Genomic DNA, 12,248 nt, shown 5'->3' with positions numbered 1-12,248 from the left:
CTAATTTTCATTATAAGCGTAGATATACTGTCTGTCAATTCAAAAAAGCATGCAATTTGCACACTTTTCATTTTTCTAGTTAATCATTTAAGACGACCATTTTACCAAATCCCACTTGACTTTCGATATAAGAATGGGCTACTGGGATTTGTTCTAATGAAAAGACTCGTTGAGGAGATACATTTATTTGGTAAGCATCAATATAGCTAAAAAGTTCATCAATAAGCTGCTGGCTCACATTGCCTGAATAAAAGCTCGTCAAAAAACTATTATTTTTTATTTCTACGATTGGGTCAAACTCCTCTACATACCATTTGCCACCTAATTGACCAGTATTACAGATAATTCCTGCACTTTGAATATGGTCAAATGAATTTTTTAAAGTAGCCGGACTGACTAATTCAAGGATTTTATCAAACTTTTCCTCGGTTTGCAAAACTCCTTTTTCATCTAAAATAATCTCATCAAAGCCTTGATGTTGAAGCAAATCTTTTTTAGCAAGAGAACGAACTGCGCCAACTACACGATTCTGTGGGAATTGCGCCTTTACCAATTTTAAGAAAGCTAATCCAACGCCACTTGTCGCAGCTCGGACTAAGATTGAATCCCCTTCTTTTATCTGCAGATTTTTGAAGGAGCCAAAAGCGGTATAATAGGTCTCTGGAACTGCTGCTAACTCAGACCAAGGTAATTGGCTATCTACGGGATAAATCTGCTCATTTGGAAGTAGAGCATATTCAGCATAAGAACCGTCAAAGGCACGTCCCATTTCACCCATGATGGAAACAATTTTTTTGTCCAGGTTGTAAATCTGCCCTTGTCGTTTCAACCACTTGTCCTACACACTCAATCCCCAAAATGCGTGGGAATTGAACAATTGGAGATAGACCTTTCCGAGTGACAATTTCTGAATGATTGATACCAAAACCCTTGGCTTTGACTAAGATCATCCTTCTTTTACATTCGGGATTTCTCGTTCTTCTAGAACAAATTTTTCTGGACCACCAGGCTCATAAATCACCATGGCTTTCATTTTTTGATTCATAGAACTTCTCCTTAGCTTGCTAATTCTAGTAATTTTTTGACAAAATCATTTGCAGGCTGCATTTTTATTTCCTGCGGCGTGCCATATTGCTGGATTTCTCCCTTATCTAAAACGAGGATTTTCGTACCTAGTTTCAAAGCTTCTGCTATATCGTGTGTGATAAACACAACTGTAATTCCGGTTTCTTCATGCAGTAACTTTAATTCACGCTGTAACTGATAGCGCGTAATAGCATCCACTGCTCCAAACGGCTCATCCATTAGCAAAATATTAGGCGTTGCAGCTAGTGCACGGGCAATCCCCACTCGTTGCGCCTGCCCACCAGACAAAGCTGCTGGATAGCGATTTTTTAGCTGGGTATCCAAACCAAGCATGGCTAACTTTTCATCTACAACTCTCTCTATTTCCACTTGATTTTTCTTTTGTAAATTCAACACATAAGCGATATTCTCGGCAACTGTCAAATGCGGAAAAAGCCCATTTCCTTGAATCGAATAACCGATGTTTCGCCGCAATTCAATCAAATCCGTGTCCTGCACATCTTGACCATTGATAAGGATTTGCCCTTGATTCGGCTTGACCAAACCATTTATCATCTTTAACAATGTCGTTTTGCCTGAACCAGAAGTTCCTACAATCGTCAGAAAGGCACCGTCTTCAATTTTCAAATCCAATTGTTTAATAATGTCTTGATTTCCATATGATTTACTGACATTTTTATATTCAATCATTTCTTCAAAATTCCTTTCTCTACAAGATAGTCATGAGCAACTTTAGCCGGCTCTTCTTTGTCGTTTTCTACTTTGTGGTTCAATTCTGCCATTTTACTATCTGTTAAAATACCGTCTAATTTTGCCAATGCTTTTTTCAATTGTGGGTATTTTTTTAGAGTGGCTTCTCGAACAACTGTTCCTGCCTGATAAGAAGGATAGATTTTTTTATCATCTTTCAAAACCACTAGATTGGCACCATAAAGCTGTCCATCTGTGGTAAAAATATCAATCGCATCAACTTTTCTGGATTTGATAGCCTGATATTTCAATCCGCTATCCATGTCCACTTGAGACTTGAACTTCATACCATAGGTAGATTGCAAACGTGCAAAACCGTCTTCACGACCAAAGAAATCATACTCCGCACCAAAAGTTAAATGAGGACTAGCTTTGGCTAAATCACTAAAGGTTTTAATATTATATTTTTCTGCTACATCCTTGCGAATAGCTAAACCATATGTGTTATTAAAGCCAAATGTATTTGCCCATGCAAGTTGATATTTCTTGCGGTATTGACTTTCAAGCGTCTTAAACTGACTTTCATCATACGAGCCTGATTTCTTCAGAATAACTTCCCAAATTGTACCGGTGTATTCAGCATAAATATCAAATTCACCTTTAACCATTGCTGGATGAATATTTGAGGTACCACCACCAACACCTTTGGTCATTTTGACCTTCAGATTGGTGTCTTCTTCAATAACTTGCTTTTGCATTTCCCCTAAGATATAGTTTTCTGTCTGTGGCTTGGTCGCAATTTTGACCGTTCCACCCATTGGATTCATTTGGAAAAATGCGATTGTTCCTGCCGCCAATAGAGCTATGAAGCCTACAATAGACAGCCATTTTTTGGATACTTTTTTATGGTTTAAGATTGATTTTTCGACCAAAGAAAGGAGAAAATCAAAGACCAGCGCCAACAAAGCTACTAAAACACTTCCGACCAAAGTTAGGGTTTGGTTATTAGTCGTAATCCCACGGTAGATTGCAACCCCCAGACCGCCAGCACCGACGAAAGAGGCAATCCCGGCTAGTGCAATGGTCATCGTCACCATATTGCGAAACCCAGACATCATGACCGGAAAGGCAAGTGGCAATTGAACCTTGGTTAAAATCTGCTTGCGAGTAGAACCCATTCCTTCTGCTGCTTCAACGAGAAGTGGATCAACACCTGTAATCCCTGTATAAGTGCTCCGTACCATGGGTAACAGTGCATACAAGGTTAAAGCTACAATTGCTGTCTTGTTACCAATTCCTGTAATTGAAATCAAAATCCCTAAAAGGGCAATAGAGGGAATTGTATAAAGAATATTCACTATTCCGATAACGACACCAGCCCAGCTTTTTTTGAAACTGATGAAAATTCCAAGCCCAACTCCCAAAATTAAAGCAAGCAAGATAGACAAGCCCGATATCCAGATATGATCCCACACCAGACTAAATAGAAACTGCCATTGATTGGTAACTAATTTGATTAACTCGTTCATGCTTCATCCTTTCTTGGCTTGGTTAAATTTGCCACGATACGCTCCAAATAAGTCTCAAATTCATCAATTTCTAGGTCAGAAAATCCGCTGTAAAAGATTTCAATGATTTTATCCGAAATGGCATCATATTCCTTTTTCAATCCTTTGGCATAATCTGTCAAGCAAATCATCTTTTTTCGCTTATCTTTTTCATGAGAGCACCGCTCCACAAGGTTCATGCTAATCATTCTGTCAATCATTTTAGTAAGTGTGTTCAGCATCAAGCCGGTCTGCTCTGACAGCTCCGTTTGACTCTGATAATCTTTTTTCCAAAGCGCATGTAAAATACGTCCCTGCTCTCCATTAAAGGCTTGAATTCCTCGTTCTAATAAAATGTGATTCATCAGTCGATTGGACAAACGATGAATTTTCCCGATGTAAAACCCACCATTGATTACTTTTTTACTCATTTTTCTTCTTTCTAAAATATACGATATAGAAGTTTATGCTTATTCTACTATATAGAACCTTCTTTGTCAAAGATTTTGTTTTAAAAAAGAAGCTGGAAGAAAAGTTCCTAGCTTCTATCATTTATGCATTATGTTTGCAAAGCGCAGCGGTTTGGAGAAATTCATTAGGCGCTTCCGTACTAATGAACCACTGTGGAGCAACAAAATCAAAAACTTTTAAATGATTAACTTTTGTTCCACACTATGAAATAATCTTTTGTACTCGTTCCCTTAAATCAGGAATTACGGTTTCTGCAAACCAAAGATTCTTAGCCATCCAAATTTGATTTCGCGGTGAGGGGTGGACAAGCGGGAAAAATTCTGGCAGGTAATCTTGATAATGTTTTACTGTATCAGTTAGTTTTACAGTTCCTTTTTGATGAAGGTAGTATTTTTGAGCATACTGACCAATTAGAATGGTCAATTCAAGATCTGGTAGCAAGTCTAAAATCGGCTGATGCCATTTTTCAGCAAAGCCCTTGCGCGGCGGTAAATCCCCTGACTTTCCATGACCTGGGAAATAAAAGTCCATTGGAATCGCAGCAAAATAACCTGAATGATAAAAAGTATCATAGTCAACCCCCATCCATTCACGCAAGCGATCACCGCTCTTATCATTCCAGTACAAGCGCGTTTCCTGCGCTTTGATGCCCGGTGCTTGACCGACAATATTGATACGTGCCGTTTTAGGCGCTGCAAAAAGTGGCTCAATTCCTCGCTTTGTATATGCTTGATTTTGTGAATCAGCCATAATAGCTTTCTTAATGTCTTCTAGCGTTTCCATTTCTTGCCTCTATTTTTGATAATTCTTCTTCATATAGCTTTTCAAATCAGTTGCCTGCCGTCCTGTGATTGTCCGAAAATCATCTGTCACAATATCCAGACAGCCTTGACTTCCAGCTTGATAAAGAGAAGCCAGCACAACACCGAAACCTTTTGGTTGATCATAAAGGGCAGCAAATTCCTCAACCGTCACTGGTTGGTAGCCAATCTCGTGACCAGAAACCTCGGACAAAAGATTAGCCAGCTCCAACATTGTGTAATTGCGTTCTTGAGTCAAAACATACGTCTTTCCCTGTAAGGCAGGTAACATAGCCAGTTTGACAATAGCTTCTGCACTATCTTCCCGCGAAACAAAGCTCATTTTGGCATTTCCCATTGGATAAATAACAGCCTTGCGCTCTATTAACTCAGGTAAATAAGGCACCAATGGATCAGCATACATAGCATTTTTGATAATGCTGTAAGAAAATCCAGCCGACGCTAGACGAGTATTGGCATAAGCAAAGAAAGCTGCCATGTGAAATGGACTATTGACTTGATCGGCGAAAAATCCAACAAAGATAAAGTGCTTAACTCCAGCTCTTTCTGCTGCAATGACCGAATTTTCAAATTCTGGCACACGCACAATGCTTGGATGGGAAATACTTGGAATGTAAATCAAAACATCCGTTCCACGCCAAGCCTCGACCATAGAATCCACATCTAAATAATCAGCTGCTCTAACATCAATCCCTGCTGTTACATATTGACTTGCTTTTTTGGGACTTCGAACAGATAGCCGAATTTCATTAGAATTTAAATGTTTTCGTGCCTCAGCAACAACCTTTTGCCCCAATTGACCTGTCGCACTCGTAATTGTGTAAATCATAATTGTTCTCTTTCTTTGAAAGAAACTCAACTATTTCTAGCTGAGTTTACCTGTTTTATTTAATCAGTTCATAAATTGCTTCAGCATAAATAGCTGCTGCACGGAAAAGATCTTCTACCTCTATAAATTCATTTGCTTGGTGCATGGTATCTGTATAGCCTGGGAACATAGCACCATAAGCAACACCGCGTTTCAAGAGACGACCAAACGTTCCTCCACCAATGATTTGCTCATAACCTTTCAGACCTGTTTGCTTTTCATACACATCTAAAAGTGTCTTCACAAGCGGATCTTCCATTGGAACATAGTGGGGAACATGCTCGTGCTCGGACAATGTCACCTTTTCTACTGGCAAGTTTTCCAATTTAGATTTGATCATTTCTGGATTGGTTCCTTGTGGATAACGGAAATTAAGAGCAATGGTGTTGTCGTTGCTTGCTTCATCGAAGCGGAAAACCCCAGCATTCATAGAAAGAGCACCCATTTTTTCATCTACATAATCCACTTTTAAAGCTTTTCCTGCATGGTCTTCTAAAAGAATGTTTCCAGCCACTTCAAGATAGTCTTTAGCAGAATCTGCAAAATCAAACTGGGTCAAGAATTTCGCCAGATAAGTCGCGCCATTGACACCGGATTGTGGAGATGCTCCGTGAGCGGATTTCCCAACAATCGTAATTGTTATTTGACCACTCGGTAATTCTTGGTATTCAAATCGAAGTCCGTGTTCTTTTGCAAATTCGTTCAATTTATCTACAAGATTTGGCACATTTCCTGATACCACTGCTGTTGCAGATTCAGGAACCATATTTTCACGAAGTCCGCCAGTAAAGCTATGCAAGCGCGCAGCTCCGCCATTTTCCCCTGCAAAATGAAGATATTCAGTGATGTTTCCTTTTTCACCATTGATAATCGGAAATTCTGCATCTGGCGAAAAGCCAAAGTCTGGCTCTGGCAGACCAACGTGTTTGAAATAATAGTCCATATCAGCCCAGCCGGATTCCTCATCTGTACCAACTACAAAACGAACCTTCTTAGATGTCGGCAAGCCTAATTCTTTGATAATTTTCAGTCCATAATAGCAAGCCATCGTTGGCCCTTTGTCATCACTCGCACCACGCGCATAGAGTTTTCCATCTTTAATTGTTGGTGTATAAGGATCTGTATCCCAACCGCTTCCAGCCGGTACCACATCCATGTGTGCAAAAATTCCAAGAACTTCAGCTCCTTCGCCATATTCAAAATGCCCTGCATAATTGTCCACATTCTTCGTTGAATAACTATCACGCGCAGCTAATTCTAAGAATTTTTCCAAAGCCTTAACAGGTCCAGGCCCAAAAGGATGTTCTTTATCTGCTTTCGTGTCATCTCGCTCAGAGTTAATTTCCAAAAGGCTAAACAAGTCATTCAACAGAGCATCGCGACGTTTTTCAACTTCTGCTTTAAAATCAATCATCATAAAATCAGATTCCTTTCTATCAACGTTTTTCAATAATCTCATCCACTGGCAAACGATAACTTGGCTCCAGTTTGTCGTCTGTGTAACCAACAGTAATTAAAAGTTCTGGACGGAAGCGTTCATCAATATCTAGCACTTGATTGACTTTCGACTTATCAAATCCAAGGATAACGTTGGAACCAATTCCTTGGTCAGTCAAAGCCAACACTAAATTCATAGCTACCAATCCAGCATTGAGAGCTAAATAATCACTCTTTTGCTGTTCGGTGTAATGACTGTACTGAGTCGGAAGATTTTGCATGTAATATTGCAATTTTTCTTCAGACATATTTTTTATACCAGCAGTACGAGCAATCTTACGAGCGCGCTGCACCAAGTCTGTATCTGTAAAGAGAGCAATCGTCACAGGTGCTTCTGTGATTTGGTCTTTGTTTGCACCGAAAGCAATCTCAGCCAACTCTGCATTTTTCTCACGCACAACTACAAATTTCCAAGGCTGGCTATTGTGAGCACTTGGCGCTAAAGTTGCAATTTCAATCGCCGTCCGCACATCTTTCGGATCAACTGCTTTATCACTGAAATGCTTCGTTGCATGACGCTTTTTATTTAATTCAAGAAATTTCATAAGGACTTTCCTTTTCTTATTATACTAATTTCATTTTACCATAAATTGAAAGAGCTTGCAGAGGTTTGAGTAAAATACTCCAACAAAATCCTACTGCTCTAACTCTATTTTTTATTATTCTCTTCAATCATTTTTCTAACCTCCGTACGTTGTTTAGCATCAAGATTAAGTTGATTCAATTGCTTATCAATGCTGGACTCCACTGTCTTATACTTTTTATCATACATCTCTAATAATTTATTACGAAGAATAGGCTCGCTGATCAAATAAATTTCTTTTAAGAGTTTCTCGTCTTCGTTTCCTTCCTGTTTCTCTTCTCCGTTTAGTCTATCAATCATAGAATTAATCTTTGCTAAGGCAAAATCACCATAAATGTTATCAATCAAATTTTCCTTCATGATTTCTTGAATGTTCTTAGCAAAAGTATTTTCTAAAATCTCAACTTCTGAATAGCCAGTTTTTTGATTCTTTTCAAGCATAATTACATTGCCTGGTTTAATATCCGAAAGCATGTAGGGAGAGTGAGTTGTGAAGACAAGCTGTAAACTTACATCTTCTCGCTGTCTTTTTCTTTTCAAGAACTCAATAAAGTTATCAATTAATTTTCGAGACCATTCTAAATGCATTCCCATTTCTATTTCATCAATTAAAAAAATATAGTCTTTGATATCATTAAACTGTTGTTGAGAAAACAGGGTATTTGAAAACAATCTGATGAAATTTATTTCACCTGCTGACATACAGAAAGAATCAAAATTTAAAATACTTAATCCCAGATATGAGTACCTATTTAAAAATTCACAAAGTGAATCAAATTTTTTACAAATTTTTAAAAAATTTTGATTTTGTGATAAACTTCGTGGAAACTCTACTATTATTTTTTCGTTTTCTATGCCTATAATATAGTTCTTAAAAAGGAATAAAACGCTAGAAATCCTCTGAAAAACTTCAAAAAAACTTACATCATACTACCCTTCTTTCAATAAATAAAATGCATCATCTAAGTCCTTCATTTTATTTTCATAAAATTTAATATCTGATTCCCAATCATCTTTATCTTCAGATTTATAATCAGCAATTTGTGCCAATATTGAATCTAATCCAGCAAGACTTTCACCTTTTTCTTTATTAGTCTCCCCTAGTGTGCCAAATATTTTATCTCTAATATTTGTAATTAAGGTTAAACAAACTTCTTTAATAAGTTCTTTCTTATTATCGAGAGCTTGAGTTAATGAATCAGGAGAAAAATAGGATCTAGTTAATGAAATTTTAAATTTAAAATCAGAAAAAATTTCTTTACTATAAAACTCAGAATAGACTCTATAATAATTTTCTAACGGAGACCAATTAGCTTCCATTCCTACGGTATTATTATCTACCAACCCAGATCCACCTCCAAAAGATTGCTTGTGCAAATTAAAGAAACTTATTACAGTGTTCACATTTATTTCTTGAGGTAATCCATCATCGCCATTAATTTCAAAGTTCTCATTCTCTCGTACAGTCATATTATATTGTTTGACTTTGAATTTTTCATTATCTTTTTTAAATACTTTAAAACAGGAATTATTATTTTCTAAATGAGAAGCTGAGTTTTTTCCTAAATCCCTTATTAATTCCAATAAAGTTGATTTTCCACTGCCATTTATACCAACTATTGGAGTTATATTATAAATAGACTCTCCATAAAAATTTTCAATATAATCTGGATTTTCGTCAATTTTTAATTCATTCGTTTCAAAATCAAAATTAACTTTATATTCGTCTGAAAAATTAAAAATTTGTTCTTTAAAAAGTTTATCATACTGCTTAATAACCAAAGCAATTAATTTCATTGCTCTCCTCCTATCAGTCCAATTTCTCTACTAATATCTGCAACCATTTTTGAGAGTGGACGCTTCCCATAGTCTTCTTTATTGATATAGAATCCAGTTATAAATCTATCGATTTCATGATTTGTTAATTTCAAATCAGTATTATCCAAAATAGCTGATAAGCCTTGCTTATACTCATTTGTATATACTTCTTTCTTCCACAATAATTCATCGATTACATCAATGTGACTTTGGTACAACTCTTCAATCCCTAAATCTTTTATAGATTGATTAAATCCTGAATATTGAGAAGAAATTTTAATTTCAAGGTCATCAATAGCTTTAGGTATGTAGGTAAATTTTACATCATCAAATCGAAAATTCGTATTATACGGACTATATTTTAATTCTTTTTCCAACTTAACATGATTACAGCTATAACAACTAGGTATCAGGTTATAAAAGGACACTGCAAAAAGTGGGTACTTATTTTTAGGAAAAAAATGATCCAATTGTGCTGTATTAATCGGTTTTCCTTTTTTCCTACTCTTCCGTTTACATGTAGGACATTTTTTATCAGCTTCATCAAGGATAAAGAAATTTTGATTACATTGGCTACAATGAATACTTTTATAAATCGAATTTATATAATTACGGTTACAATATGGACATACCGTAATATTCTTTAAATCAATGATTTTTTTACGGAACTCAGAATCAATTTTACCGTACGATTGTATCAAATACTTTGATATTTTTTCTTCTTTTTTTGAGAAATTTTCTGACTTACCAATATCTTTATACTTTTGTAAAAGGTGATAATCTGCAGTCATAATCTTTATAAATACATCATCTTCACTTCCAAGTTCGGGAATATTTTTCTGTACCCATTCTTTCAAATCCCTCTTAAAATCTTTGTACTTAGAAAAATTCATTTTCTTATATAATTCCAAGCAAATCTTTTCAACAGCAACTGGATTCGATTTTTCTATTGGTATCACAACAAGCACCTCATTATTTTCCACTAGTCTCCCAATTATACCACAAAAGGTCGCTAACGCGACCTTGCATTGGTAGTGAATTCACCCTCAGTCTTTTAACTCTGCCTGAGATTCTGCAGGATTGAGTTTTCTCTGCACAGCCTCCGCTACTTTTCTCGGGACACCCACTTCGACAATTTCATCCACGCTGGCTTTTTTGATGTTGGTCAATGATTTAAAGTGTCGCATCAGATTTTGCTTGCGCTTGAGTCCTAGCCCCTCAATACCATCCAATTGCGATGAAAAGGAGTTTTTTGAGCGAAGCTGGCGATGGAAGGTAATGGCAAAGCGGTGAACTTCATCCTGAATACGTTGGAGGAGGAAAAATTCCTGCGAATTGCGAGATAACTCAACTACTTTCAAAGGATCGCCAAAGAGTAATTCATGCGTCTGGTGCTTGTCGTTCTTTTGCAAACCAGCGATAGGAATATCTAACCCTAATTGATTTTGAATAACGTCTTTAGCAATATTGACTTGCCCCTGACCACCATCAATGACAATAAGATCAGGCGGTATTAAACCATCTCGCATAACCCGACTGTAACGGCGCTTAATCACTTCTCGCATACTAGCATAGTCATCAGGACCGACAACTGTCTTAATCTTATACTTGCGATAATCTTTTTTGCTGGGTTTGCCATTGATAAAAACCACCATAGCTGAAACAGGACTAGTTCCCATAATATTGGAATTATCAAACGACTCAATCCGAACTGGAGTGGGAATATTGAGGAGCCGGCCTAGATTTTCAATTGCTCCTTGCGTTTTTTCAACAGATTTCTCTAATAAGTCAAACTTCTGCTGTAAACTAACTTGAGCATTCTTAATTGCTAGATTGACCAGCTGTTTCTTTTCTCCTCGTTGAGGCTTAAGAATTTTTGTATCCACCACAGCCCGTACTGATTCCTCATCAATATCAGACGGAATCAAAATTTCATTGGGCACCAGATGAGATTTATTCTGATAAAATTGACCAATATAGGTCAGAAAATCCTCATCGGGATCATTGTAATAAGGAAACATATTCACGTCTCGCTCAATGAGTTTTCCTTGACGGACAAAGAAAACCTGTACGCACATCCATCCTTTGTCCACATAATAGCCAAAGACATCCCGATTCTGCAAATCCTTCGCCATCACTCGTTGCTTGGTGCGAAGTGTCGCAATACTTTGAAGCAAATCTCGGTATTCAGCCGCTTTTTCAAATTCCATCTTTTCAGCAGCACTAGTCATTTTTCCTTTCAATTCATCAATAATCTTATTATCATGACCTTTGAGGAAATCTGCTACTTCCTGAGCCATATTTTGAAAAAAATGCTGCTCATTATGGCAAATAGTGTGAGCTCGGCACTGTCCGATGTGGTAGTAGAAACAAACCTTCTCAGGCGGATTGGTACACTTGCGAAAAGGGAAAATTCGATCCAGCAGACGCTTAATTTCATTGGCAGCACCTACATCAGGATAAGGACCAAAATACAAGCCACCGTCTTTCTTGACCTGACGCGTAATAATTAGACGTGGATATTTCTCATTGGTAATTTTGATAAAAGGGTAGGACTTATCATCCTTGAGCATGATGTTGTACTTAGGCTGATTTTCCTTAATCAGATTGATTTCAAGCAACAGGGCTTCAATATTAGACTCCGTGACAATAAACTCAAAATCCTCAATCTCAGACACCAGCGCTTCAGTCTTAGTATCATGACTCCCACGAAAATAAGAGCGCACCCGATTGCGCAAATTCTTAGCCTTACCTACGTAAATAATGGTACCATTTTTATCTTTATGAATATAGCAACCGGGACTAGTCGGCAGCAATTCTAATTTTGATTGAATCAAGTTATTCATAATTATTATTATAGCAAAATT

11 protein-coding genes and 1 pseudogene are annotated in these 12,248 nt (G+C 37.1%); all 12 read right to left on the bottom strand.

The window, feature by feature from the left end; translation table 11 throughout:
- Positions 1-79: 79 nt before the first annotated feature.
- The 12 genes and pseudogenes from ANG_RS04100 to uvrC all read right to left on the bottom strand — a co-directional run bounded on the left by ANG_RS04100 (position 80) and on the right by uvrC (position 12,227).
- Positions 80-1,045, bottom strand: a pseudogene (locus ANG_RS04100) (zinc-binding dehydrogenase).
- Positions 1,046-1,056: 11 nt separating this feature from the next.
- Entirely contained in the window at positions 1,057-1,776 is a 720-nt protein-coding gene (locus tag ANG_RS04090) for an ATP-binding cassette domain-containing protein (RefSeq protein WP_003035986.1), read from the bottom strand.
- A complete protein-coding gene (locus tag ANG_RS04085; protein WP_003035902.1) occupies positions 1,773-3,305 on the bottom strand; it encodes an ABC transporter permease/substrate-binding protein in 1,533 nt (510 codons plus the stop codon). Before ANG_RS04085 ends, ANG_RS04090 begins: the two co-directional genes overlap by 4 nt.
- Positions 3,302-3,754 (bottom strand): MarR family winged helix-turn-helix transcriptional regulator, encoded by a 453-nt coding sequence (locus ANG_RS04080; RefSeq protein WP_003036053.1) that lies wholly within the window; start codon positions 3,752-3,754, stop codon positions 3,302-3,304. The genes ANG_RS04085 and ANG_RS04080 overlap by 4 nt, the downstream gene beginning before the upstream one ends.
- 241 nt (positions 3,755-3,995) lie before the next feature.
- Positions 3,996-4,577 (bottom strand): uracil-DNA glycosylase family protein, encoded by a 582-nt coding sequence (locus tag ANG_RS04075; protein WP_003035890.1) that lies wholly within the window; start codon positions 4,575-4,577, stop codon positions 3,996-3,998.
- Positions 4,578-4,586: 9 nt separating this feature from the next.
- On the bottom strand, positions 4,587-5,444 hold the full coding sequence (locus tag ANG_RS04070) for an SDR family oxidoreductase (RefSeq protein ID WP_003036207.1): 858 nt from the start codon (positions 5,442-5,444) through the stop codon (positions 4,587-4,589).
- Between the two features lie 55 nt (positions 5,445-5,499).
- Positions 5,500-6,900, bottom strand: coding sequence for a dipeptidase PepV (gene pepV / locus ANG_RS04065; RefSeq protein WP_003035938.1), 1,401 nt, complete (start codon positions 6,898-6,900; stop codon positions 5,500-5,502).
- A 19-nt stretch (positions 6,901-6,919) separates the two neighbouring features.
- A complete protein-coding gene (locus ANG_RS04060) occupies positions 6,920-7,525 on the bottom strand; it encodes a nitroreductase family protein (RefSeq protein WP_025271684.1) in 606 nt (201 codons plus the stop codon).
- A 104-nt stretch (positions 7,526-7,629) separates the two neighbouring features.
- On the bottom strand, positions 7,630-8,265 hold the full coding sequence (locus ANG_RS04055) for an AAA family ATPase (RefSeq protein ID WP_003036196.1): 636 nt from the start codon (positions 8,263-8,265) through the stop codon (positions 7,630-7,632).
- A gap of 228 nt (positions 8,266-8,493) precedes the next feature.
- The gene (locus ANG_RS04050; protein ID WP_003036064.1) at positions 8,494-9,360 is read right to left on the bottom strand and encodes a P-loop NTPase family protein; all 867 of its coding nucleotides are present in this window, start codon (positions 9,358-9,360) and stop codon (positions 8,494-8,496) included.
- Entirely contained in the window at positions 9,357-10,364 is a 1,008-nt protein-coding gene (locus ANG_RS04045; RefSeq protein ID WP_003036079.1) for a hypothetical protein, read from the bottom strand. Before ANG_RS04045 ends, ANG_RS04050 begins: the two co-directional genes overlap by 4 nt.
- A gap of 63 nt (positions 10,365-10,427) precedes the next feature.
- On the bottom strand, positions 10,428-12,227 hold the full coding sequence (uvrC, locus tag ANG_RS04040; RefSeq protein WP_003035989.1) for an excinuclease ABC subunit UvrC: 1,800 nt from the start codon (positions 12,225-12,227) through the stop codon (positions 10,428-10,430).
- Positions 12,228-12,248 lie beyond the last annotated feature (21 nt).

Source organism: Streptococcus anginosus subsp. whileyi MAS624 (genome assembly GCF_000478925.1).
Classification (GTDB): Bacteria; Bacillota; Bacilli; order Lactobacillales; family Streptococcaceae; genus Streptococcus; species Streptococcus whileyi.
This window is presented reverse-complemented; position numbering and strand designations above follow the sequence as displayed.